The sequence below is a fragment of the Govania unica genome (genome assembly GCF_027920805.1).
Taxonomy (GTDB): Bacteria; Pseudomonadota; Alphaproteobacteria; order Sphingomonadales; family Govanellaceae; genus Govanella; species Govanella unica.
Map to the genome: position 1 here is coordinate 184,462 of NZ_JANWOI010000001.1, position 22,548 is coordinate 207,009.

General features: G+C 53.0%; 22 protein-coding genes and 1 pseudogene. 5 read left to right on the top strand and 18 right to left on the bottom strand.

The window, feature by feature from the left end; genetic code table 11:
* Positions 1 to 7 precede the first annotated feature (7 nt).
* A complete protein-coding gene (locus NYP16_RS00790) occupies positions 8 to 1,246 on the top strand; it encodes an MFS transporter (RefSeq protein ID WP_274942202.1) in 1,239 nt (412 codons plus the stop codon).
* Here NYP16_RS00790 and NYP16_RS00795 read toward each other — a convergent pair.
* From NYP16_RS00795 to NYP16_RS14595, 7 genes and pseudogenes are all read right to left on the bottom strand, one after another.
* Positions 1,243 to 2,382: a glycosyltransferase family 4 protein gene (locus tag NYP16_RS00795; RefSeq protein ID WP_274942203.1), complete on the bottom strand. Its 1,140-nt coding sequence runs from the start codon at positions 2,380 to 2,382 to the stop codon at positions 1,243 to 1,245. The genes NYP16_RS00790 and NYP16_RS00795 overlap by 4 nt on opposite strands.
* 11 nt (positions 2,383 to 2,393) lie before the next feature.
* Positions 2,394 to 4,385, bottom strand: coding sequence for an asparagine synthase (glutamine-hydrolyzing) (asnB, locus tag NYP16_RS00800; RefSeq protein ID WP_274942204.1), 1,992 nt, complete (start codon positions 4,383 to 4,385; stop codon positions 2,394 to 2,396).
* Between the two features lie 26 nt (positions 4,386 to 4,411).
* Positions 4,412 to 5,251 carry a class I SAM-dependent methyltransferase gene (locus tag NYP16_RS00805; RefSeq protein WP_274942205.1) on the bottom strand — a complete coding sequence of 280 codons (840 nt, stop codon included), beginning with the start codon at positions 5,249 to 5,251 and terminating at the stop codon, positions 4,412 to 4,414.
* 30 nt (positions 5,252 to 5,281) lie between these two features.
* On the bottom strand, positions 5,282 to 6,394 hold the full coding sequence (locus NYP16_RS00810; RefSeq protein ID WP_274942206.1) for a glycosyltransferase family 4 protein: 1,113 nt from the start codon (positions 6,392 to 6,394) through the stop codon (positions 5,282 to 5,284).
* Positions 6,391 to 7,614, bottom strand: a complete 1,224-nt coding sequence (locus NYP16_RS00815; RefSeq protein WP_274942207.1) for a hypothetical protein — start codon at positions 7,612 to 7,614, stop codon at positions 6,391 to 6,393. Before NYP16_RS00815 ends, NYP16_RS00810 begins: the two co-directional genes overlap by 4 nt.
* Before the next feature lie 110 nt (positions 7,615 to 7,724).
* Positions 7,725 to 8,318: a hypothetical protein gene (locus NYP16_RS00820; RefSeq protein ID WP_274942208.1), complete on the bottom strand. Its 594-nt coding sequence runs from the start codon at positions 8,316 to 8,318 to the stop codon at positions 7,725 to 7,727.
* A 57-nt stretch (positions 8,319 to 8,375) separates the two neighbouring features.
* A pseudogene (locus NYP16_RS14595) lies at positions 8,376 to 8,588 on the bottom strand (Wzz/FepE/Etk N-terminal domain-containing protein); the annotation flags it as partial.
* A 112-nt stretch (positions 8,589 to 8,700) separates the two neighbouring features.
* Here NYP16_RS14595 and NYP16_RS00825 point away from each other — a divergent pair.
* The gene (locus NYP16_RS00825) at positions 8,701 to 9,903 is read left to right on the top strand and encodes a glycosyltransferase family 4 protein (RefSeq protein WP_274942209.1); all 1,203 of its coding nucleotides are present in this window, start codon (positions 8,701 to 8,703) and stop codon (positions 9,901 to 9,903) included.
* 192 nt (positions 9,904 to 10,095) lie between these two features.
* Here NYP16_RS00825 and NYP16_RS00830 read toward each other — a convergent pair whose 3' ends face one another.
* Genes NYP16_RS00830 through rfbB form a run of 10 tightly spaced genes read right to left on the bottom strand, consistent with a single transcriptional unit; the run spans position 10,096 to position 18,745 of the window.
* Positions 10,096 to 11,559, bottom strand: a complete 1,464-nt coding sequence (locus NYP16_RS00830; RefSeq protein ID WP_274942210.1) for an oligosaccharide flippase family protein — start codon at positions 11,557 to 11,559, stop codon at positions 10,096 to 10,098.
* A gap of 28 nt (positions 11,560 to 11,587) precedes the next feature.
* Complete coding sequence (locus NYP16_RS00835) at positions 11,588 to 12,700, bottom strand: DegT/DnrJ/EryC1/StrS family aminotransferase (protein WP_274942211.1); 1,113 nt, start codon at positions 12,698 to 12,700, stop codon at positions 11,588 to 11,590.
* Positions 12,697 to 13,110 (bottom strand): sugar 3,4-ketoisomerase, encoded by a 414-nt coding sequence (locus NYP16_RS00840; RefSeq protein WP_274942212.1) that lies wholly within the window; start codon positions 13,108 to 13,110, stop codon positions 12,697 to 12,699. Before NYP16_RS00840 ends, NYP16_RS00835 begins: the two co-directional genes overlap by 4 nt.
* A gap of 1 nt (position 13,111) precedes the next feature.
* Complete coding sequence (locus NYP16_RS00845) at positions 13,112 to 13,822, bottom strand: class I SAM-dependent methyltransferase (RefSeq protein ID WP_274942213.1); 711 nt, start codon at positions 13,820 to 13,822, stop codon at positions 13,112 to 13,114.
* Positions 13,823 to 14,221 carry a VOC family protein gene (locus NYP16_RS00850; protein WP_274942214.1) on the bottom strand — a complete coding sequence of 133 codons (399 nt, stop codon included), beginning with the start codon at positions 14,219 to 14,221 and terminating at the stop codon, positions 13,823 to 13,825.
* Complete coding sequence (locus tag NYP16_RS00855) at positions 14,218 to 14,811, bottom strand: GNAT family N-acetyltransferase (RefSeq protein ID WP_274942215.1); 594 nt, start codon at positions 14,809 to 14,811, stop codon at positions 14,218 to 14,220. Before NYP16_RS00855 ends, NYP16_RS00850 begins: the two co-directional genes overlap by 4 nt.
* A complete protein-coding gene (locus NYP16_RS00860; RefSeq protein WP_274942216.1) occupies positions 14,801 to 15,034 on the bottom strand; it encodes an acyl carrier protein in 234 nt (77 codons plus the stop codon). Before NYP16_RS00860 ends, NYP16_RS00855 begins: the two co-directional genes overlap by 11 nt.
* Positions 15,035 to 15,049: 15 nt before the next feature.
* Entirely contained in the window at positions 15,050 to 16,750 is a 1,701-nt protein-coding gene (locus tag NYP16_RS00865) for an HAD-IIIC family phosphatase (RefSeq protein WP_274942217.1), read from the bottom strand.
* Positions 16,751 to 16,776: 26 nt separating this feature from the next.
* Positions 16,777 to 17,661 (bottom strand): glucose-1-phosphate thymidylyltransferase RfbA, encoded by an 885-nt coding sequence (gene rfbA, locus NYP16_RS00870; RefSeq protein ID WP_274942218.1) that lies wholly within the window; start codon positions 17,659 to 17,661, stop codon positions 16,777 to 16,779.
* 13 nt (positions 17,662 to 17,674) lie between these two features.
* Positions 17,675 to 18,745 (bottom strand): dTDP-glucose 4,6-dehydratase, encoded by a 1,071-nt coding sequence (rfbB, locus tag NYP16_RS00875; RefSeq protein ID WP_274942219.1) that lies wholly within the window; start codon positions 18,743 to 18,745, stop codon positions 17,675 to 17,677.
* Positions 18,746 to 19,418: 673 nt separating this feature from the next.
* Here rfbB and NYP16_RS00880 point away from each other — a divergent pair.
* A complete protein-coding gene (locus tag NYP16_RS00880; protein ID WP_274942220.1) occupies positions 19,419 to 20,423 on the top strand; it encodes a helix-turn-helix domain-containing protein in 1,005 nt (334 codons plus the stop codon).
* A gap of 199 nt (positions 20,424 to 20,622) precedes the next feature.
* On the opposite strand, the gene NYP16_RS00885 is transcribed toward NYP16_RS00880, so the two are convergent.
* Positions 20,623 to 21,045, bottom strand: a complete 423-nt coding sequence (locus tag NYP16_RS00885; RefSeq protein ID WP_274942221.1) for a hypothetical protein — start codon at positions 21,043 to 21,045, stop codon at positions 20,623 to 20,625.
* Positions 21,046 to 21,313: 268 nt separating this feature from the next.
* On the opposite strand from NYP16_RS00885, the gene NYP16_RS00890 reads away from it, so the two are divergent.
* Positions 21,314 to 22,294, top strand: a complete 981-nt coding sequence (locus tag NYP16_RS00890; protein WP_429913137.1) for a protein rep — start codon at positions 21,314 to 21,316, stop codon at positions 22,292 to 22,294.
* Positions 22,284 to 22,544 carry a hypothetical protein gene (locus NYP16_RS00895; protein WP_274942222.1) on the top strand — a complete coding sequence of 87 codons (261 nt, stop codon included), beginning with the start codon at positions 22,284 to 22,286 and terminating at the stop codon, positions 22,542 to 22,544. Before NYP16_RS00890 ends, NYP16_RS00895 begins: the two co-directional genes overlap by 11 nt.
* Positions 22,545 to 22,548 lie beyond the last annotated feature (4 nt).

Here is a 22,548-nt window from a genome sequence, read left to right on the forward strand (position 1 = left end):
TGTTTTCGTGATCCGTACTGCCGTCATCACCTTGTCCGCGCTTCTGCTGGGAGCGGCGTTTCTCTTTACCGGACATGGGCTGCAATCCACTCTGGTGCCGCTTTGGGCTGCGGACGCGGGCTATTCGCGCGTCACGATCGGTCTGTTGTGGTCGGCTTATGCGGCCGGGCAGATGGCGGGGTCGATCTATTGCGGCCGCATCATTGCCGAGGTTGGTCATGTCCGTGCCTTTGCCGCCCTTGCGGCCGGAGTGGCGGCCATGACCCTGCTCTATGCCTTCGCGCCGACGCCGGTGATCTGGATGCTGCTGCGCCTGACCCACGGATTTCTCATCGCCGGGGTCTATATGTCGGTGGAAAGCTGGCTAAATGATCGCGCCACCAATGAATTGCGCGGGCTGGTGCTGTCGATTTATTCGGCCCTGTCCCTGATGATGATCGCCATCGGTCAGTTGATGATCAATCTGTTGCCGCCCGGAGACCCGCGTATCTTTTCGGTGGCGGGCCTCGCCATTCTGCTTGCGGTGGTGCCGGTGGCGCTGACCAAGTCACGGGCGCCGCGTCCGGTCAGCCGGGTCTCGATCAATCTCCGCAGATTATGGGCAACCAGCCGTGTGGCCATGGTCGGCAGTTTCACCGCTGGTCTCACCACCTCGGCCTATTGGGGCTTTGGTCCGGTGTTCGGTCGTCAGGAAGGGCTTACGGCCGCCGAACTCAGCCTTTATCTCAGCGTGATGGTCATGGGCGGGGCGACCTGTCAATGGATCGCCGGACGACTGTCGGATTACGTGGACCGGCGGCGGGTGGCGGCTGGGGTCAGCCTTGGCGCGGCGCTTTGCGGTGTGGCCGTGACCTTTCTCGCGAGCTATTCGGTGTCCATGTTGTTGATGGTCAGCTTTGTGTTCGGGGCTTTTCTGTTTTCCCTGTCCTCAATCTGCATCGCCATGGCCAATGACCGCGCCCGGCCGGGAGAATTCGTGCAGATTTCCGGAGGGCTGCTGTTTATTTTCAGCAGCGGCTCGGTGCTTGGGGCTATGGTCGCGTCCCTGGTGATGGAAATCTTCGGCACCGGCACACTTTATCTCTACACGGCGGTGGTGCATGGCCTGTTCGCGGTGACGGCCATCAGCTTCAGCATGAGCCGCGCCGCAGTCCCGGTCGAAGAAAAACGCGGCTTCCGTCAGGTGCCCACCACCTCGCCCGAAGCCTATGCCATCGACCCCCGCGGCGAGGACGAGCGGCCTTAGCGGCTGAGAAGCTCGTCATAAAGGGTGAGATGCTTGTCGATCACGCTGTCGAGCGAGAACTCGGCCTCGGCCCGCGCCCGCCCGCGTGCGCCCATGCGAATCCGCAAGTCGCGGTCAAGGATCAGGGTCTCAAGCGCATCGGCGAGCGCCACTGCATCACGCACCGGCACCAGCAACCCGTTGTCGCCATGGGTCACAACGTCACGGCAGCCGGGCACGTCGGTGGTGACGATGGGGTGGCCGCTCGCAGCCGCATCAATCAGGGATTTCGGCAGCCCCTCGCGGTAGGACGGCAGACAGACGACGTGAGCCTGGGCGAGCACCGCAGGCATGTCGGTTTGATAGCCCCACCATTCGAGATCGCCGGACTGTTGCCAGTCCTGAAGTTGCGCTTCGGCCACAGCGGTCGGATTGCCGAAATCGCTCTCGCCGACCAGCACCATGCGGAGGGAGGGATGGCGTGCCTTCAGAATATGGGCTGCCGCTGCGAACTCATTGACACCTTTGTCGCGCAGCAGGCGGGCGGGCAGAATGATGGTGACAGGCCCCTCGGGCTCGGGGCGCGGAGTGAACAGGTCGAGATCGGTGCCAGAGCCCTTGATGAAAAAGGCGTCATGGGGGCGGACGATCCCGGCCTTGCGGAACACAGCGTAGTCATCCTGGTTCTGGAAAATCACCCGCTGGTTGTGATGGCGCAGAATAGACCGATAGGCTTGCGACACAAGCCCGCGCCGGAGTGCCGCCTTGGCACCATTCGCGGTGAAGACAAAGCCGAGCCCCGAAATGGCATTGACCACCGCCGGAACCCCAGCTAGCCGGGCGGCGAGGGTGCCATATAAGACCGGTTTGATCGTTACATGATGGACAATATCGGGCCGCACGGTCTCATAAAGCGATTTTAAACTTTGGATGGTTTTAAGCTCGCCGCGCGGCGACATGGCGCTTCGCGTCAACGGAATGGTATGAACGGATAGCCCGGTTGCCTTGAGGATCGGCGTATCCGGCCCGTCGGCTACCGCGACATGCACATCATATCCCGCCTGCGCCGCCGCCATGGCAATCGGTAGCCGGTGGGACAGAAAGAATTGGGTCCGATTGATGACAAAAACCAGCCGTTTTTTCTTGTCAGGGCTCATTATAGACTGCTTCAGGAGGCCGATACGGCAATGGCGGCTGGGAGGGAGGTTTCGTCTTCCACCTGTCGTTCGAGCCAAGCCTGAAACATCAGGATGGTCCACAGATGATAGGACCAGTTGCGAGTGCCGCTCAGATGCTCCTGCCATTTCTGGCGGATCGGGGCTGCTTCGAAATAGCCGCCGTCGGTGAGTTTCCGGGCACTCAGCAGGTCTTCGCACCAGTCGCGCAAAGGTCCACGGAGCCATTGATCGATGGGCACGCCGAAGCCCATCTTGGGCCGTTCGATCAGGTCGCGCGGCACATAGTTATAAAGCACATTTCGGAGCACGGCCTTGCCCTTGCCGTCGCGGATCTTGGCCGCGAGGGGAATGCGCCAGGCATGTTCAATGACCCGGTGATCGAGGAACGGCACACGGCTTTCAAGGCTGACGGCCATGCTGGCGCGATCGACCTTGACCAGAATGTCATCAGCCAGATAGGCAAGTTGATCGTTCAGCATCATGCGCGCGGTGAAATCGGGCAGGAGCGACGGATCAAGCTGCGATAGCCCAAGGGCGCGATCATAATCCGCGCCTTTGACAACGGCGGCGTCAAGTGACCACTGGGAAATCAGGCCGTCATACATGACGTCCGGGCTGTCGGTGCGAATGACCCGGGCAAGCTTGTGGAGTTTGTCGCCAAGGGCCGGCGGCCGGAGCCTTTGAGGGACGATGCGGCCAAGACTGTCCCAGGTCGCAGGCGTGAGGCTTTCGAGGAGAGATGCGATCCCCTTGCGGCCGCCATGCGGCACCCGGTCAAGTTTGTCCCAGATCCTGCGGCCCTGAAAATAACGGTTATAGCCACAGAACAATTCATCTCCGGCATCCCCCGAAAGCGATACGGTTACATGTTTCCGGGCGAGAGCGGATACCAGATAGGTCGGGATCTGGGACGAGTCCGCGAACGGCTCATCATACATGTGGGGCAAGCGCGGGATGACGTCGAGAGCTTCCTCAGGCGTTACATAAAGCTCGGTATGGTCGGTGCCGAGATGGCGGGCCACGGCTTTGGCATGGACGGCTTCATTATAGCCTTCTTCGTTGAAGCCAATGGTGAAAGTCTGCACCGGACGGCGCGACTGTGCCTGCATGAGGGCCACAACGGTCGAGGAATCGATGCCGCCCGAGAGGAAGGCTCCGAGTGGCACGTCGGCCTCCATCCGCAGGGCGACGGCATCTTTGAGGAGAGTCTCAAGCTCGGCCGCAAGTTCGGCATCGCTGGCCTCGAACGGATTGGCGAGACCGTACTGCGCAGCGGCGATGGCCGACCAGTATTCCTGCGCCTCAGGCAGCTGTCCGGGAGCGCTGTCGAGCGGCAGGCTCAGGTAGCAGCCTGGCTTCAGTTTGAAAATGCCTTGATGGATCGACAGCGGCGCCGGGACATAATTATATTTGAGATAAAGCGCGAGCGCGGTGCGGTCCACCGGCGCATTCCAGGCGGGATGGGCGCGCAGCGCCTTCAGTTCCGAGCCGAACAGAAAAGCTGATCCAGCCCAGCCGTAATAAAGCGGCTTTTCCCCGGCACGGTCGCGGGCAAGATGGAGCACCCGGTCCTGGCGGTCCCAAAGGGCAAAGGCGAACATACCGTTGAAGGCCTCAAGCGCCTTCTGCAAACCCCAATGGGCGATGGCCGCCAGCATGACCTCGGTATCCGAATGCCCGCGCCAGCTTTGCGGGCCATGTTGCTGTTCAAGATCGCGGCGGATCTGGTGGTGATTATAGATCTCACCGTTGAACACAATCACATAGCGGCCGCAGGTCGAGGCCATGGGCTGATGACCATGGGGCGAAAGATCCAGGATCGACAAGCGGCGATGGGCGAGACAAATGCCCGCTTCGGCATCCGTCCACACCCCGGCGTCGTCCGGTCCGCGATGGAGGATGGCCAAAGCCATGCGCTCACCAGTCGTTGCGAGGGGGTAGGACCGGCTGGCCCGTTCGATGAAGCCTGTGAAGCCGCACATTTAAAACGTTTGATCCTTTTGTTCGTCTAGTTCTTGATCCCGACAGCGCACCAATGTGGTGTGTCGGGGCTGAAAGTCACATCGCGGAGACCCGCCGCTTCCATCATGTGTTTGATCTCCAGCCGCGTAAAGCGCTGTTCAAGACGTGTCCCAAAACGATCGAGTGCGTCCGTGCGCATGACATAGAAGGATTTATCCTTGTAATAGGATAAAGGAATGGTGTCAGTTCTAAGGCCAAGCTTCGACAGCAGGTTGGCCCCGCGCGCCAGCGGCCAGTAAACGAGACCTGCAAGAACCTGGCTGCATAGATAGCGCGGACCGTGAGGCAGTTTGGATGTGACGCGGCGAAGGCCGTCGCTCAAGCCCCAGATGGCCCGGAACCATAATGGTCGATTGTCAAACCGGTAATAGAGATAGACCAGAAATGGCGCGCCAGGCTTCAGTTTGGCGACACAACTTTTGAGGCCGGCCATGGTATCCGGAACATGGTGAAGAACACCAAGCGAATAGCCGAAATCAGCGCTGCCATCAGCCAGCGGAATGGCCTCTACGGAGGCATGATGAAATTGGCAATTTGATTGTGTGGAAAGGTTGCGGCGGGCGACGGCCAAAGCGGCGTCGCTCGCATCAATGCAATGGAGCGTTCCGACGCGGGTTGAGACCACTTGTGCCCAGCGCCCACTACCGCAACCGAGGTCAAAACCGACGGCTTGCGCGGGCAGCTTGTCCCAGGGGAAAATCGCGAAATACTCATTGAAGATGTCTTCGCGCTCTCGGGTGCTCAGGCCGGTTTGATCAAAGCGGCTCCATTCGTCGCCAAACCCGTCTGCAACCTTCTGATCCAAATTTGTCTGTGTATTTTGCATTCGGCAACGCCTTTTTAGCTACATTAGATCTTACTTAGCTTCTTGCAGCAGACTGTGCCAGTAATCATTATGTTTGTCAGCACTGGCAGATAGCGTGAAATGGGTGGTGATTTTTTGTTGGCCGCTCCGCCCCATTGTCACTGCAAGTTCCGGATTTTTTATCATTTTTATCAAAGCATCAGCCATTTTACCGGCATTGCCTGGCTCGATCAGAAAGCCATCCTGGTCATTGGCGACAAGCTCCGGAATGCCGCCGATCTTATAGGCGACAACGGGCAGACCAAAGCTGAAGGCCTCGAGGATAGAGGTGGGCGTCCCTTCCGTAGTGAGCGACGGCAAGACAAAGATGCTGGCGCGTTGCAGGAAAGGGGCGGGTTGATCTTGATAACCCGCTAAAGTGATGACTGTGCTTAGGCCGCGGGCCGTTATTTCCTGTTGCAGGCGCCCGCCAAGGTCATCCCTGCCGACAAAGGTAAAGTGAACATTCGGGATTTCAGCGCACACGCGGGAGACCACGTCGAGAAATTGGAGATGGCCCTTGTATTGATTGATATTAGCGACGACGCAGATTTCGTTTTGGACTTTGTCGCTAGCGGTCTCAGAAGCGGTGCCTGTGTCTAGGCCATTATAGATTACGGTGATCTTCTGAGGGGGGACGTTCGCTATTTCCGTTAAGCGGCATGCGGCCACCTTGGAGTTGGTGATATAACCATCGGTGCAAGGGCTTAAAAGCCGTTCACTGATGGTAAAATTGCGTGCGAGTATGGAGCCTTCAGGCAAATTGGTCCGGATTGCGTGAATAATTTTTGTGGACGGCATGAGCGGCTTCAGCAAGCGTGCGAGGAGTGCCGCTTTCAGACCGACGACATAGATGACATCAGGTTGGATCTGCCGCCAGGCCGAGATGAATTTGCGACTTGCGAATGAATAATAAGCAAATTTTCTGCATCGGCTATCTGGACCGAGGACGATCGGATCTTGTCCTTGATCCCGCAACCATGTGACCCATGCCCCTGACTCGGAGCCGAGTGTGGCAAATTTATACTGGATATCTGACGCTCCCGGATCAAGCGCCATACGAGACAGGCTGCGCTCTGCGCCTCCAATTTCCGATGATGAGAACAGGATGAGGACAGTGATCATTTCAGGCGTCTTGCTGTGAAGGGCCGTGCGGGATGATTTTTGGCTTTATGATTTGATCGCAGTGGATAAGCAATTAAACAGATCATCAGCGGCGCAATTTTAGCTTTGTGCCGGAATGCGGTTCCGGAATTTGAAGATCCAAAGCTGAAAATAAAAATAGCTGCAGCCAGCATGACTAATAAAGGAAACGAGGATTTCTTGCTGCAATTAAATATCAAAGATCTGAAGATCAATATTATGATGATAAAATAGACAATGCCTTCTCCGGAAATTAAAATATCGGAAACGGCCTGAAGATTCCAGATAAATGGACTGAAGAAAAAATAGACTATTCTAAGCGGAGTTAGAATTAGTAAGTCACCAAGGCCGTTGACTTCAAAATCCTGCAAGTATGCCAGCCGACCCTCGGCGTGCGACAGGGATTCTTGTACGATGCTTTTGATGGCGTCGGAGTCACCACCCAAAATAAAGGAGATAGAGTATGCGCCAATCTCGAAATTATAAATGGCAAAAAATAAAGCAAAAAATACGAGAGAATTGAGCGTAATCGAGACAAAAGATAAAAAATTCATCCCTCTTTTTATAATTCGGTAGTTATAGGTGAAGTAGATGCCGGCATAAAATGCGCCGAGGCAGAAAATTGCCGCATAATGAAAAATGGCGGAAAAAATCACGAAGACTGATCCCGATACAAAATATATCAGGGACCGCTCATTATACCATTTCACCAGATGGTAACAGCCGAGCGTAAAGAAGAATGTAAAGAATGCTTCGCGGTGTGTCGTTGTCCCATAGAGGATCATGCTGGGCATCAGAACGGCGATCCATGTCACCTTGCGGGCAACATGTTCACTGTATAAATAGCGACTGAGTTTAAAGACGTTCAACACAATGCCGACTGCTAGCAAGTTATTGATAACCTGAATTAAAAGCGGGCTGCGGTCCGTTATGAGATAGACGATGCTGACAATCCAGGAATAAAAAAAGGCACCGAGCGTGAAATTATGGGCAGCATAGCTCCAGCCCTGCAGGGCCCATTGCCAGCCGTTTTTTTCAAAGGTTGTTGCATCGAGCTCGGTGTCGGGCAGAGGGAAGAGATAGATATGAGCGAGCCCCGCACCAGCCCGTAAAATAAAGGCACACAAAAGCAAAAGTTGCAAAGGTGGATTGTTTCGCCCGATCCACAAAACAATAAGTAGGCCGCAGAGTACGGCAGTCATGCCGAGCATATCCGTCCCCGATTGGGCAAGGATGCTGCTTGCAAAAATCGTCAGTATAAGGGCTAGGAAGATAGGCAGCTGACGAAATCGGTTCTTGTTAAGAAGCGTGGTCACTTGGCCGCTCGAAGGGATTGCCGGATTAAAAGTGAGATGACCCCCGCAGCAAATCCAAAGATCGCACCGAGGAGGACAAGCAGCGCTCGTTTCGGGCTGGATCGGAATTCGGGTATGAGTGGCGGATCAATGATTTTGAGGCTGTAATCACTAGGGTTTTCCGTGCGCATGATTGTCCGCATTTCTTTGGCGATCATTGACGAGACAGTGTTTCTCAATTCCAGAGTGGGTTCTTCTCGAAGCCGCGCATAGAGATATTCAAGGTTCCGTTCCGCTTCAAGCCTAGCTTGATCGCGCCGGAGTTTATTAATCCGTGCTATAAATTTCTGCACGACTGCTTGAGCGTTAGCGGCGCTGTTCCAGCTGGCGGTGACGGTAATTAGGCCGTCTTTATCCTTTGCTGCGGTTACTCGCTGAGCAAATTTCAAAGCGGCGCGTTCGAGAGATGGCTTCTTGTCCTTCCAGCTTTGGGTCTTTTGATCCCACATCCGAGGATAAAGATCGGGCAGCAGGCTCTCATCCTTGATAAAATCTAGGATGACGCTGCTGGATCGCATTTGGGCCAAGGTCACGGTCGTATCATCGGCCATTCCACCTGAGCCTCCTAGGACGGCGCCAGCTAGACTGCCGAGACTGTTGTGGCTAATTCCCTGATTGCTGTCCTCTTGGGTGACTGGTTGGAGGATAGCTCGAGCTTCATAAGTGTAGGGCATCACAAAGGAGACAATTCCAGCAGTTACAGACGAAAGCAATATAAATGCCATAAGCGTCCATCTGTACCGGTGAAGCCAAGTAATAACTTCGGCGAGGCCGATACTGCTATCCGAAACCGAATTTTTAATGTTTGCCTCCTTTTTCATCGATTTTTTTTATGGTACAGGGTATGCGTATCAATGCTTCATCAGTATCTAAAATACGCAATAACATCAATGCTAATATTCCAATGTAAGAAATAAATACGGACCTGATCATATGAAAATCTTGATGGTAAATGATCTTCAAATTGGGGGAGTTGAAACGCTTATTGTTCGTTTTTCAGAATTCCTGAAGGCAAACGGGCATGAGGTCACTGTGTATATTATTTTTGGGAAATACGATAAAGAATTATTGGAAAGAGCGAAATTGTTTGCTGATGTAAGGATTTTTAATAGGAAGCCATATTTCATTTTTGGCGAAATAGAAGAGTTAAAGAAATTTGATGTTATTATGAATTTTGGTATTCACGGATTTTTCCATAGCCTTCAAATAAAAGGACAAGAGAAAGCAAAGAATATTATCGGTATTTATTCATCTATGGAATACGCTTGGGTATCTAAAAGAAAAGGGTACAGGCAATTATTTTTAGAAAAAATACTACAATCAATTAATTCAAGTAATATAATTTCAATGAGTAAAGAGTTTCTAATTTCACATGAAAAAAATATCGGTGTGAATTGGGTGGGGGCGAAAGTAATACCTATTCCTCTGGACGTGGATAAGTATAAGAACTTAGTAAGGATTGAAAAAAGAAATAAAATAATATCTATAGGAAGACTGGAAAATTTTAAGACGTATATCCCTCAAATGATTGATATAATCTCTGAACTATTAAGAAAAGGGAATGACGTTGAATTCCATATTTATGGTGATGGTGAGTTAAGGTCGGATATAGAAAATAAAATTAAGGTCAAGAAATTAGGAAATCATATATTTATGCATGGGAGCGTTCCCTATAGTAAGTTGTCATCAGTGCTGAGTGACGCCTATATATTTATTGGTATGGGAACCTCTCTAATTGAAGCAGCAGCTTGCGGTGTGCCAAGCATCATAGCTATGGAGCGTAATGAAAAACCGGAAAGTATTGGATTTTTTCATCTTCATAATGATATGAATATTGGTGAAAGAAATTACGATAGACCAACTAAAAATATATCCGAAATAATTAGTGATTCTTTGCTTTGGGATGATGGGACATATGAAATTGCTTCCCGTGAAAGTCGAGAAAAGGCCGCGCGGTTTTCTGCATCTATAAATTTTGCTCTATATGTTCAAGCATTTGAAGAGGCTAGCCCCGTTAATTTTAAATTGTCTTTTTGGAACAAGATTTGTGATCTTTTGGATATGATAAAATGGTTCATGATGCGCTTGTTGAAGAGAAAGACACCCTATGATCCTAGTAGATACTCAGGCGAATAAAAATACCCTCACCCATAAAGACGCTTGTGCGGATATTATTTTAGAAATCCTCTATGTGATGCATTGTCAATCAGAGCTCTGTTATTTAAATGAGCGAACGCATCACATGAGCTTGATGGGTCAAGCCGAATAGGTTATCTGAGCGTGGCTTATTGATATAATATTCATCCATTGTCAGTCAGTCCGAATATTTCAGAATTCTTTAATTCTCTGAATTATTGTATATAATTCAGACTTCTCTAAGAGAAAACATGAATAAATGATGCCAGATATTGAAATAATTATAGATTTACTCCAATGTAAATTTTGATCATTCCAGCATAAAATAGATGACAGCGTTACAATAATGAATCCAGATAATAAGTAAGTTAATAGTTTTTTATTCAATGTTACTTTGTGAGCGTAGTATGAATAAGATATATAAATAATCATTGAAAAAACATAACTTAATAGAAATGCAAGTCCAATATACTCTAGATTTTTAAAAACAATTACGCTGACGCTCGCGCAAGAGAAAAACAAAATATACCATAGAATATCGGAGAGAACGTAAATCTTCATATTTGGGAATGCCAAAACGGTCATAGCGAATATATAACTAATAATTTTAAAGAAATCTCCAATCAGCATCCACTCCATCATGGGAAGTGCGAGCATAAATTGACTACTATATAAAATATTTATTATTAAAGGTTTAAAGGCTATTACGCCAACAATAAGAGGAACCCCCACAATTAAGCTGAAGCGTACCATCATAAGGATGAGAGGTGTAATTTGGTGGCGGTTGGCGACGGCAGCAAGAGTGGGCATATAATAGGTGGAAAAGGAAGACAGCAGGACTGTTACGTACATCATGCTGAGTGTCCAGGCGGTGTCAAAGTAGCCTGCTTCCTTAATTCCCAAATGACGGGAGATTAAGATGCGCAACGCCAGCAAGGTTACCATACCCGCCAGGCCCGATATCAGACTGCTGGCCGCGAAGGCTAGAAATTGTCTAGCGCCGGGTTGATCGAAACTGTGTTGCATGGCAGACCAAACACCTGACAACCAGCCTGCTTTCCAGCAACGCCATGCATAGAACAGAAATGTGCTTCCGCTGGTCAGGGTGATCAGCCCGATAAAAGCGATGACATTCCCTTGCTGAAACCACAGGCCAACCGGGTAAGCCATTGCCACCCAGCCGAGCCCTGCAATCACAGGGCCTATCGCCAAAGTTCCGATTCCGCGGTGAGCGTTAATGACGCCGGCGACAAAGGATGTGCTTGCAGCGAGGACGCCGGGCACGATCATGCAGTAAATGAGCAGGGTTTGATTGGAGACGGTTCCGGCAAAAATAAACCGCCCAAGCGGGGCAGCAAAAGCAAACATTGCACAGACGAAAACAAACGACCAGATCAACAGAATCCACAATATCGTCGCTGTATAGAAAGGCTGGCGCTCAGGTGGTCTACTAATGATGCCCTGTGTCATTGCAGTTTGTCCATTCAAACCGCAAACAAGAAGTAGAGTCTGATGAAGCTGACGGATAATGGATAGGACGCCCATACCTGCCGGGCCAATAAGTATGGCCAGAATTTTTGTTGCAACGGCGGCTAATAATAAACCGATAAGTGTGCCACCTGCCGTTTTAATGGCCGCTTTTGCAATTTCAAGCATGATAGTTTCTGTAGCCGGAGGCCATATGTTAGTCCTGAAAAAATATTATTGTGTTTTTTAGAGCAACAATAGTTGCGTTTAATTGTTCTGTTGGCAGATGCGGTCCGATAGGCAGGCTCATGACTTCGTTATGGATTGTTTCTGCGATAGGCAACGCGCCGGAAGTCATTTCGAGATCAGCATAGGCGGGTTGCAAATGCGGCGGTACCGGATAATGGATCATCGATGAAACGTCAGCGGTTTGGAGCTGCTGTCGGATGCGCTCTCTGTCTTGTGTACGGACGACGAACAAATGCCAGACGGGTTCGGCCCAGTCCGGGACAGTGGGGAGTATCAAGGGACTGTTGCTTAAGGCCGTCAGATAGGCTTGGGCAATAGCTTTGCGACGGGCATTCCAGTTGTCGAGATGGGGCAGCTTAACGCGCAGGAATGCGGCTTGGAGGGGATCCAGGCGGGAGTTCACCCCCTGCAGCTCATTATGATATTTGACGCGCGAGCCATAGTTTCGCAGCATGCGGACCCGCTCGGCCAAAGCGGCATCGTCGGTGGTGATGGCCCCACCATCGCCAAATGCACCGAGGTTTTTTCCGGGGTAGAAGCTGAATCCCGAGGCGTCGCCCAGGGAACCGGCCCGGCGCCCGCGGTATCGGGATCCGTGCGCCTGGGCACTGTCTTCGAGGACCTTCAGGTTATGCTTGCGGGCGATGGCATTGATCCGGTCCATATCCGCGGGTTGGCCGTAAAGATGAACGGGCATTATGGCCCGCGTTCGCGGCGTGATGGCGGCTTCGATCAGATCCGGGTCAAGATTATAGGTCGTGATGTCGGGCTCCACCGGAACCGGGGTCGCGCCCACATAAGTCACGGCAAGCCAGCTGGCGATATAGGTATTTGACGGCACAATGACTTCATCGCCAGGGCCGATCTCCCAGGCCCGCAACACCAGCATCAAGGCGTCAAGGCCATTAGCGACACCGATACAATGCCGAGTCCCGCAATAGGCGGCGAATTCCTGCTCAAAGGCTTCGACCTCATCGCCGAGAATATACCATCCAGAATCCATGACGCGGGCATAGGCGGCATCAAACTCGTCCTTGAGTTCGAGGTAGGTCGCCTTGAGATCAAGAAAAGGAACGGTCATTCACACCCTCTCGCCGCATCGCAAAAGCTGCGGTAATCACGATAATAGTCATCTTCACTGTAATAGTCGGACGCAACGGCCAGGCACACCGCGCCGTCGGAGAAGTCATCAAGATCTAGCCAGGTCATGGGACTGATATAAAGCCCCTGGTTGGGTTCCGACAGCACGAGTGATTTGCGATTGCTGCCGTCATCCAGCAAAACGGTGAACCGTCCATGGATGGGGATCAACACACGCTTGCATTTCTTATGTGCATGCGCGCCCCGCGACTGTTGGGGCTTTATGTCATAGAGATAGTAAATTCGTTTGATGGCGAAGGGGATATGCCGGTCGCCTTCCAAAAAACTCAGACTGCCGCGCTCATCATCAAGGCGCGGCAGTGTAATGAGCTGGCAGTCGGCAAGAGACATGTTACAGGCCTGCTACAACGTATATTTCGCCGGCGATGTCGGGATAACGCTCTCCGAGCGTCATGAATGCCTTTAACAGTTCTGGGCTCCAGCTGTCCTCGATCTGTTTGTTGGACAGTGGCTTCATCCAATAACCGCCAAATTGTTTGATCTTGAGGCCAGCGGCCAGAAAATCCCGACGATAAGTTTCCGGATTATAAACCCGGCGATGACCGTGGTGGCGGTCCGGCTCGTTCAATTGCTCTTCGAAAGACAGCATTTCCATAATGACGGCAGCCTGTCGATGCAGAGACCGACTGTTCGGAACCGCGGCCAGAATTTGTCCGGTCGGTGTCAGCCAGTTCCGTGCATGGCGCAGAATATCGACGGGGTCTTCCACATGCTCGAGCACATGGCCGAGGATAATGTTATCGAATTTTTGAGTTGGCTTATATTCTTCAAAGAGAGCGTGCACGACGTTTATTGAAGGGTGCCGTTTGGTCAGGCTCTGGCAGAAAATTTCCGATCCTTCGACCACGGTCAAGGAATTGGGCAGATCGACGAGAAGGTCGGTCATGATCCCTTCCGCCGGGCCCATTTCCAGAATCGATCCGTTGTTCATGAATCTTTTGAAAATATCAAAACAATGGACAATCGTATCGCGATTAACACCGGCACAATACAGTGACTGGCTGGCGATATCGGCCAGGCGAGTTTTTTCCTCGTTCATCATCTACCTTTCAATCCACTCAACCAGCGCCATATTTGGCATCATCATAAAACATATGTTCCGGCCATTGAAGGCAACGGCGGGAACCGGAGCGACGATCAGCTTGCCGCGTCGCTCAAGGGCTGCGGCGATTGCTGCGTCCATATTTTCGACTGTATAGGCCATATGGTAAAATTTTACCCCCCGTTTCAGCCAGTCTTCCAGCACACCACCCCGGGCGAGCTGAGATACGAGCTCAAGCCTTGGGCCGCCGCCGGTCAGAAAACGACCGCGAATGCCTTGAATGGGGTCTTCAAAATCCGGACCTTCCGCTGCATAACCCAAAGCGGCAAAGGCAAGCTGTTCGCGGTTGAAGTCGGTGCAGGCGATTCCGATATGGTGAAACTCGTTGCCGGAAATCATGACGTTGCCTCGCTGCGCTGCAGGAGTTTTGCTAGGCGTTCGCATAATTTTTTTAAACGCAAAGAAATGGTACCCCAGTCGTTGCGGACGACACCATGTTCTATAGCGTCGTGGGAACGGCCATTGAGCTCGAACAGGCCGGGTAGGACGGCTTGTCGTTTCACGCCAAAAGAATCGTGAAAGGAGACGACTTTTTCGTTGTCGGCAACCGTGCGGCAATAGACGTAATCAAGTCCCAATTGCTCAAAGGCAATCCGATAGATCAGCCAGGCACTTTCAGTTGCCGCTTTCGAGCCCGGGAGGAGAATCCAGCGGCCCCATTCAGCCTTTGTATGGTCCTTATCTAAATCATACAGACCTATGGTCCCTTCGGGCTGTCCGTCTTGATTTTCGATAATGAAGTAATAGTCTCCGCTCCGCTCCTCATAGGCTTTAAACCAAAGCTCCTGATCAGCGAGACAGCTGGACGTGGCATTTATATACCTAGCAAGCTCAGGGTTGTTTCTGAGCTTCAGAATAAAGGCGCTATCGTCAACCGTTGCCGGCCTCAGTCGATAGGCAAAGCCGGTAATGGAAATGTCATGCCGCATTGTATGTTTCGATGCAGGCGACAATGGCGTCGATGCTGGTCATTTGCGTCATGTCATTTTCGTCAAAGCTGACCTCGAAGGCGTCTTCCAAAGCGAAAATGAGTTCGACATGCTTGAGAGAATCCCAGCCCTCCTCGGTTTCTCGGGAGATCTCGATTCCCGACGCAAAATCCTTCTGAAGGACCAGCGACAAAATCTCGGTAATTTTCTGCCTTGTCAGCATCGTATTGGGCTTTCTTCAGGCGGACCGAACCAGTATGGAAATATCGAGAATTTCTTTAGCCTTTGGCGGCGGCCATGGCAATGTGATATAGCCGTTCGCGGTTATTTCTGTCAAAGCCGCAAAAGCGCGTAGCCAGGATCGCCCGGGTTCGTTCCGCGGCCCCGTGACATGATGGATGGTCAGGTCATGAGGGGTGAAATCCGGATAGGCGATTTCGATGGCCTTGATCAGCAGTAGGTCTTCGATATTCCGCCCGAGCGCGCGACAGGACACGCAAAGTTCCGACACCTCGATCGTCCCGCCATGGCGTTTCAGGAAGACGGCGGCGATATTGCCACTGTCTGACAGGCGGTCGGACATCGAAATGGTGACAAGTCGATTGTCGGGATCCTGCACCCAGGCGGCGACCTCGGCTTCGGTGAAGCGTCGCAAGCTGAGAATGAATTGATTGGTTTTATTGGCCAGACTGTGCGCCCGCGATAGTTGGCTTGGGTCGTTCACGGAAATAGCCAGTTTCGTTGCGAGGCTTGCAAGGTAGTCGGCGGGGTTGAGGCTTTGCGTCCGCAGGGCGGCGCGCTGTTCGGCTGCGGCGAGATCATTCACCCGTAATTGATCGGTGGCGTCAGCGCTAACAGCCCGGAGGTTCGGATAGTCGGTCAGGGCATTAAGGGCATGGGTGGGGTCGGCAGCATAAATAACCTTGATATCCGGTTGAAGTGCCGTGACCTCAGCCAGTTCGCCGGTGTTGTCGTCAAGATAGAGGGTGGCATCAAGGCCAATCCGCAATTTTTCGGCAATGGTTGCGAGTCCGCTCGATTTGCGGCCCCAGCTTACGGACATGACCGAGAAATCATGACGTTGAAGGGGAAAATCCTTGCGCGTCTCAAAAAGGCGCTCGACATCTTGGGGGTCGTTCTTGGAAATAACGGCAAGAAAGAGACCGCTATCGCGCAATTCTCGCAGCTTTTCCTGCAAGAGTTTGTGCGCGGGGGTCAGCTCTAGTCCTTCCGGGCCATCTTCACCGAGTACGCCGGCATAAAGTGTGTTGTCGAGATCAAGTGCGATTGCCTTGAGACGGGGGCGCAGGGATGCGGGAAGGATGTCAAGCCCCAGGTGGCGCGCGATCATCAGATTGGCAGTCCCGCTCAAGGTCGTTGCTCCGACAGCGGCAAGGCGGCGATCAAGAAAGGCATCACCAAGATCTTCATAAATGGGGAGAAGATCGATGACTCTCACGCCGCTTACCGTCTTGACCACCTCCTGTAGCAAGCTATTGAAGCCGTTGGCGGTTTCATGGTCGGCGGGCCAGTTATTGATCAGGATGGGGGCCGTGCTCAGCTGGCGGAGCGCGGCGCAGCGTGCCCGGAGCCAGTCGGTGAGCGTCGCGGCATCCATCCGGTCACGATAACGTTCATGGTCGAGCCAGATGAGTTCCACATCTGCATCACTCTCAAGGGCTTGAAAGGGCAGGCTGTCGTCGTAATCGCTGAATTCAAATTGCCCGGCGAGATCGGCATAGGCAAGAAAGGGGGCAATGGTTTGCTGAATATATTCAAATGGCGCGTTACGGTGGACGCGAACCGCGATGTCTGTGCAGGGCCAGCTGGCCTTCAGCCGCAACAGTTGCAGTCGCTGCGGGCGCGGCGCAAAAATAATCTCCTGCCAATCAATCTTGGCGAGTGGAGGAGCGATGATCGAGGACGGTTCTGCGGTCATGAATATAGGCTCTTCGGCTCGCCAGATCAGACGATTGCCTGGAGGTTTTCGGAGACGATGAAAGCAAGATACTTGCTGTATTGCGAATTCTTGATGGTTCGGATGATAGCTTGAATGTCGTCAAGCGAGATCCACCCGTTCCGAAAGGCGATTTCTTCAAGACAGGCGATTTTGTACCCTTGGCGATGCTCGATCGTCTGAACGAAATGAGAAGCTTCGAGCAGCGTGTCATGGGTTCCGGTGTCAAGCCAGGCAAAGCCGCGGCCAAGAATTTCTACGGTCAGTTTATTACGTTCGAGATAGACGCGATTGACATCCGTTATTTCAAGCTCGCCGCGAGCGGATGGCTTGATGGATTTTGCAATCTCCACAACGTCAGTGTCGTAAAAATAGAGGCCGGTGACGGCGTAACGCGATTTCGGTTGGGCGGGTTTTTCCTCAATGGAGATGGCGCGCATGGTGCTGTCAAATTCAACAACGCCGAAAGCCTCGGGATTTTGGACGCCATAGCCAAAGACCGTTGCTCCGCTTTCGCGTGCGGCGGCGCTTCGCAGCAAGGAGGTAAAGCCCTGACCATAAAATATATTGTCTCCAAGGGCGAGCGCACAGCGATCAGCCCCGATAAAGTCTTCACCGATCAGAAATGCTTGTGCCAACCCGTCGGGAGAGGATTGTACGGCATAGGAGATGGAGATTCCCCACTGGGATCCATCCCCAAGAAGCAATTCAAATCGTGGCGTATCCTGAGGAGTTGAGATCACTAGAATATCCCGGATGCCGGCCAACATCAGAGCCGATAGGGGATAATAGATCATTGGCTTATCATAGACGGGCAAAAGTTGCTTTGAAACGGCTTGAGTGACCGGATACAGCCGCGTTCCGGACCCTCCAGCGAGAATAATGCCTTTCATCGAACTCTATTCCTTACCCGATGTTTCTTTGTTCATAGTTCCGGTCCATCCAGGTGCGGTAGTCGCCACTTGTAACGGATTCCAGCCAGGTCAAATTATTTAGATACCATTCAATCGTTTTTCGGATTCCGGTTTCGAATGTATCATCTGGTGTCCAGCCCAGTTCATTTTTCATCTTTTGGGCATCGATGGCATAACGGCGATCATGGCCGGGCCGGTCGGTGACATAAGTGATAAGCCGTTTGTAGCTGCCAGCGGGATTGGGCTGAAGATCGTCCAGAATATCGCAAATGGTGGTGACGATTTCGATATTGGTCTTTTCGTTGTACCCGCCGATGTTATAGGTCTCGCCAAGGCGGCCTTTATCCAGCACGACGCGGATCGCGGCGCAATGATCTTTCACATAAAGCCAATCGCGCACGTTCAAGCCGTCGCCATAAATCGGCAGTGGCTTGCCGTTCAGGGCATTGATGATCATCAGCGGGATGAGCTTTTCGGGGAACTGGAAGGGGCCGTAATTGTTCGAACAATTGGTCGTCAGTACCGGCAGGCCATAGGTGTGATGCCAGGCCCGGACCATGTGGTCGCTTGCCGCCTTGCTGGCCGAATAGGGGCTGTTCGGGGCAAAGGCCGTGGTTTCGCAAAAGGCGGGATCTTGGGGAGCAAGCGAGCCATAGACTTCATCGGTCGAGACATGGAGGAAGCGGAATGTCGCTTTGTCCTCGCCCTCTAGTTTTTCCCAATAGTTGCGCGTGGCCTGCAACAGATTAAAGGTCCCGACCACATTGGTCTGGATGAAATCGCCAGGGCCATGGATGGAGCGATCCACATGGCTTTCGGCCGCGAAATTGATGATTGCGGTGGGTTTGTGCTCGGTCAGCAGGCTCTCGATAAAGCCCTGATCAGCGATATCGCCATGGCAGAAAATATGCGGCTCTGTTTCCGCGAGACAGGACAGATTTTGCAGATTTCCGGCATAAGTCAGCTTGTCGACGTTGATAACGCGGGATGGAGACTGCTGGAGCCACTCAATAATGAAATTGGATCCGATAAAGCCCGCGCCACCAGTTACCAAAATGCTCATATCTGCGTTATATCCAATTTAAATTGACTAGCCTGTCGCCTGTGGTGGGTTCGGGGAACGATTTCTCACGGAATTATTCAGTTATTGTTCCTGAATGTATATTCATCTGGCCCCTATTGATCTGCTTAAATTTTACAGTTCTGGATATTATGATTACGGGTGCGCTAAACAAAGAGCAAAGCGAGCCATATAACAAGAGATTTATGTAACTATTAAACAAAATGGGAAGACGAGGGAAGAGGGGCTGTATTTTTCCGTGCGGCCGAGGACCATGTGGCGAGCCTTGCACGAACCGGGAGCGCTCTTTTTTGGAAACTTGCGTATGGCCCTTGATTCAGTCAGTGACCCAGCTGTCGGCGGCCTCAAATTCGGGTCCGGCGAGAACTCCTGTGACATTCGGCCCGCTAGTTGCCGACAAGGTTGCTTGTTATATAGAGTTGGTGGGAAGTGAGGGTGCCGACGACCTGAGGAGGTTTCGTTGACCTAACCGCGTGATAATGGTGCCCGGGGCCGGAATCGAACCAGCGACACACGGATTTTCAAGCTGATAAGAGGTCTTTTCTATCAAAGGCTTGGCAACAAACCGCCCTCCTTCAGGCCATCATTTTTCAAGGGCTTAGCGATAGCCTTGCAAACTTAAAAGCCGGTTCTTCCCCGGTTTCGGGGGTGCGTCATGGTTGACGGCATCTCCATCTATCCGGCTTCCCTTAACGTAACCCTTGAGATTCCTTGGGGCTTGGCCGAGGCGCTTGTGAGCGCCGGGCCGGAGCTTCTTCAGGTCATGGCCAAGGAGCTGGCTAAAGCCAAGGCTAAGGCGGAGCAAACGCACCCGGTTAGCAAGCTTCGGGACCGTCGTCGCCCTAAAGGGCATGGACAATGGACTGCGTTGGCGGCTCAGGCAGACCGGCGGGTCCGGGTTCTCCGGAAGGCAGAAGGATTGCGGGATGGAGCCGCAATCAGCTTGGTGGCCCGGGAGCTTCAACTTGCGCCGTCGGCTCTGACCGCGCTCCTGCATGTTCATCGGCGGGAACGAAAGGAATGGTTGCAGGCTCGGCGAACGGTCGAAATCATTCGGCTTTATTTTCAAGGGTATAGCAACAATCAAATCGGGCAAAAGCTCCGTCCGTCGGTTTCGGCCGGCACAGTCCAGAAGGTCGTTTCGGACAGTAAGGACATTATTGCCTTTGTCCGTGGCCGGGTGCGTCGGATTACGGCGCAGCCTGTCCAAGGCGAATCGCAGGCCGCGAAAGGCGGCTTGCTGAAAAAGCCATCACCTGAAGCGGTTGCCCAGGCAAAAGCTGATGAGCGTGCCGAGCGGATTGCCTTGCATACGCGTTGGGGCGTTCAGATCTATCGACAGTTCCGGCGCAGCAGCCCCAAGGGCCCGGAGGAGCGCCGGGAACTGCTTAAAAGCTTGGGCAAGCAGTATGAAGTTGACCTTGTTTATATTAATTGGCTTCTTGGGCGCCGTCTCAAGAAGGTTAAGGTCTATATTGAGCAGCGTCGGCTCGCTGCCGTCTATCGCCTTCATCGCAGGGGCCTAACCAATAAGAAGATTGCTATTGCCGTCGGTCTTCATGACCGCACGGTTGCACGCTATGTGCGACAGGCGCGGAAGGACGGAAAGCTACAAAAAACGCCACCTGTAATGAAGGTGCAGGAGGCGAGATATGCTTGATCTCAGCCTTTCCGCCAGTTCGGCTCTTGCCGGACGAGCCGCATCAGACATCGCGGTCAAGGTCCTTCCCGGTCCGGCGCGCAGCGCCGGAGTGGTGCGGAAGGGCCTTGACGGCGTGGCGACAATCACGCTCTCGATGCGCCTCCGGTCCCCGACCGGGGGCGTGCCCAGTGGCGAGCGTTCTTTTCTATATTGTGGGTCAGTGTTTGGGGCGGCAAGTCGCGAGCTGAACTGGCACTTTAAAGCAAACGCGACTGATGGAACTGTTCGTGGAGGTCTCTCTTGTGTCGACCCCGGCGCGAAACATTTCCACCACACGCAAGCCTACGCCGCCCGATGCCTCATCTTGGCTAGATGCTGTTACAGCGACATTAAACTCAACCGGCATGACGACGTGACGTGCTCGTTCGAGAATGCCAGCACTTCCCTCTCTGGTGTTTCCATTGGCATCTGTGTGCAAGACCGAGGTGGTCAAAAACCCAAGAGAAGCTACGTCTTTCTGATGAATTTCCGGGAATGGGGTTACATTTCTGCCACGCTCGTTTTCCGCAGCTTCAAATTCAATGAGTGCTTCAATCACTTCAGAGAGCGTCGTTTTTACGAATTCTTTAAGCGTCAGCATTTAGCTGTTTCCCCTAAAACTTCTATTCTGGGGGCAGTCTATGACAGCCTCCCTTGATAAACACGCAAATAACGTTTCCCCCTGCCAGACCAGTGGACAAGAACATCCGAAAGCGCGCCGCCATCGGCTGCGCCGGTTGGCCGGGCGCATGGTGCCAGGGGAGCGTGTGGCGAGCTGCGGCAAGAAGCCGTTTTTGCAGACGGTGACGTTGCATCAGGCAAGCGGCCAACATCATTTCAGCGGGGTGGAAACCTGCGGATCGGTCTGGATGTGCCCTGTCTGCGCGGCCAAGATCACCGAGGGCAGGCGCGAGGATATCCAGAGCGTTCTGGACGCTCACCATGCTGCGGGTGGCGTCGTTTATATGATGACGCTGACCATCCCGCACCATGCCATGCAGACCTGTGCCGAGCTGCGGAAGGTCGTGGCCGATGGCTGGCGGTCAATCAAGGCGGGTGCCCCTTGGTACAAGGCCCGGGAACGTTATGGCTATATGGGGGATGTCCGGGCGCTTGAAGTGACCCATGGCGGCAATGGCTGGCACCCGCATTTGCATATTCTTGTCTTCTTCCGTCCCGGGGCGACGACAGTTCAAATGGAAGCCTTGGCCGCGTGGTTCTTTGACCGCTGGAAGCGAGGCATTGACCGCAAGGGCTATGGTCACTGCTCCATCGACGCCTTCACCTTCGAGCGCGTCAGGGAAGGTTCTGGCGCTGCCGATTATGTCAATAAATGGGGCGCGGCGGCCGAACTTGCAAAGAGCAATACCAAGCTGGGCCGGAATGGCGGCCGGTCACCATGGCAGATTCTGGCTGATTGCAGTCGCTCTGAGAATCGGCGCGAGAGGGCGCTTTTCCGCGAATATGCGACGGCCTTCAAAGGGGCAAGGCAACTCACCTGGGCCGGGGATATTCGGGCCGCTTATCTCGCTGAGGAAGAGACAAGCGACGAGGCATTGGCGGCCGAAGAGGCTAAGCCGGAAACCCATATGGCAACGGTTGATAGCGCGCTTTGGCGGGAAATCTACCGCCATGGAATGACTGCCCATGTCCTGATCGCCGCGGATGCGGAGGGCGTTCCGGGGGTTCTCGGGCTCTTGGAGCAAAAGGGCATCCCTGTTGTTCTCAGCGAGATCCCGGCGTTGGAGCGCGGTCGTTTTGTGCCCTTCCTGATGCTTCCGGGAGCAAATGGTGATCCCCCGGGAAAGTGCCCCGGGAGTAGCAATCGGGGAGGCTTCCATGAACCTTGAGCCAATCTCGTTCCGCATCTTGAAGCGGGAAGCCCCGAATTTTGCGCGGTTACTGAAAAAGCTCTCCCGGGCCTCGGGAATTCCCGTGGAGGACATGGATATTTACCGGGATGGTGACGATTACGTCGTCATTCGTCCCGATCAGAAACTTTCCCCGGGAGGTCCCGGGAAAGCTCCCCGTTTTAATTATTTCAACGACTTGGTCGGTTCCCCGGGGAAATCGGCATACTTATATGGAGACGAACAATGACTGA

What these genes read in the sequence shown, in the direction of transcription:
- NYP16_RS00795 (WP_274942203.1), bottom strand. Translation starts at nt 2,382, where the DNA reads ATGAGCCCTGACAAGAAAAAACGGCTGGTTTTTGTCATCAATCGGACC.
- asnB (WP_274942204.1), bottom strand. Translation starts at nt 4,385, where the DNA reads ATGTGCGGCTTCACAGGCTTCATCGAACGGGCCAGCCGGTCCTACCCC.
- NYP16_RS00805 (WP_274942205.1), bottom strand. Translation starts at nt 5,251, where the DNA reads ATGCAAAATACACAGACAAATTTGGATCAGAAGGTTGCAGACGGGTTT.
- NYP16_RS00810 (WP_274942206.1), bottom strand. Translation starts at nt 6,394, where the DNA reads ATGATCACTGTCCTCATCCTGTTCTCATCATCGGAAATTGGAGGCGCA.
- NYP16_RS00815 (WP_274942207.1), bottom strand. Translation starts at nt 7,614, where the DNA reads ATGACTGCCGTACTCTGCGGCCTACTTATTGTTTTGTGGATCGGGCGA.
- NYP16_RS00820 (WP_274942208.1), bottom strand. Translation starts at nt 8,318, where the DNA reads ATGGCCGATGATACGACCGTGACCTTGGCCCAAATGCGATCCAGCAGC.
- NYP16_RS00825 (WP_274942209.1), top strand. Translation starts at nt 8,701, where the DNA reads ATGAAAATCTTGATGGTAAATGATCTTCAAATTGGGGGAGTTGAAACG.
- NYP16_RS00830 (WP_274942210.1), bottom strand. Translation starts at nt 11,559, where the DNA reads ATGCTTGAAATTGCAAAAGCGGCCATTAAAACGGCAGGTGGCACACTT.
- NYP16_RS00835 (WP_274942211.1), bottom strand. Translation starts at nt 12,700, where the DNA reads ATGACCGTTCCTTTTCTTGATCTCAAGGCGACCTACCTCGAACTCAAG.
- NYP16_RS00840 (WP_274942212.1), bottom strand. Translation starts at nt 13,110, where the DNA reads ATGTCTCTTGCCGACTGCCAGCTCATTACACTGCCGCGCCTTGATGAT.
- NYP16_RS00845 (WP_274942213.1), bottom strand. Translation starts at nt 13,822, where the DNA reads ATGATGAACGAGGAAAAAACTCGCCTGGCCGATATCGCCAGCCAGTCA.
- NYP16_RS00850 (WP_274942214.1), bottom strand. Translation starts at nt 14,221, where the DNA reads ATGATTTCCGGCAACGAGTTTCACCATATCGGAATCGCCTGCACCGAC.
- NYP16_RS00855 (WP_274942215.1), bottom strand. Translation starts at nt 14,811, where the DNA reads ATGCGGCATGACATTTCCATTACCGGCTTTGCCTATCGACTGAGGCCG.
- NYP16_RS00860 (WP_274942216.1), bottom strand. Translation starts at nt 15,034, where the DNA reads ATGCTGACAAGGCAGAAAATTACCGAGATTTTGTCGCTGGTCCTTCAG.
- NYP16_RS00865 (WP_274942217.1), bottom strand. Translation starts at nt 16,750, where the DNA reads ATGACCGCAGAACCGTCCTCGATCATCGCTCCTCCACTCGCCAAGATT.
- rfbA (WP_274942218.1), bottom strand. Translation starts at nt 17,661, where the DNA reads ATGAAAGGCATTATTCTCGCTGGAGGGTCCGGAACGCGGCTGTATCCG.
- rfbB (WP_274942219.1), bottom strand. Translation starts at nt 18,745, where the DNA reads ATGAGCATTTTGGTAACTGGTGGCGCGGGCTTTATCGGATCCAATTTC.
- NYP16_RS00880 (WP_274942220.1), top strand. Translation starts at nt 19,419, where the DNA reads ATGGTTGACGGCATCTCCATCTATCCGGCTTCCCTTAACGTAACCCTT.
- NYP16_RS00885 (WP_274942221.1), bottom strand. Translation starts at nt 21,045, where the DNA reads ATGCTGACGCTTAAAGAATTCGTAAAAACGACGCTCTCTGAAGTGATT.
- NYP16_RS00890 (WP_429913137.1), top strand. Translation starts at nt 21,314, where the DNA reads ATGTGCCCTGTCTGCGCGGCCAAGATCACCGAGGGCAGGCGCGAGGAT.
- NYP16_RS00895 (WP_274942222.1), top strand. Translation starts at nt 22,284, where the DNA reads ATGAACCTTGAGCCAATCTCGTTCCGCATCTTGAAGCGGGAAGCCCCG.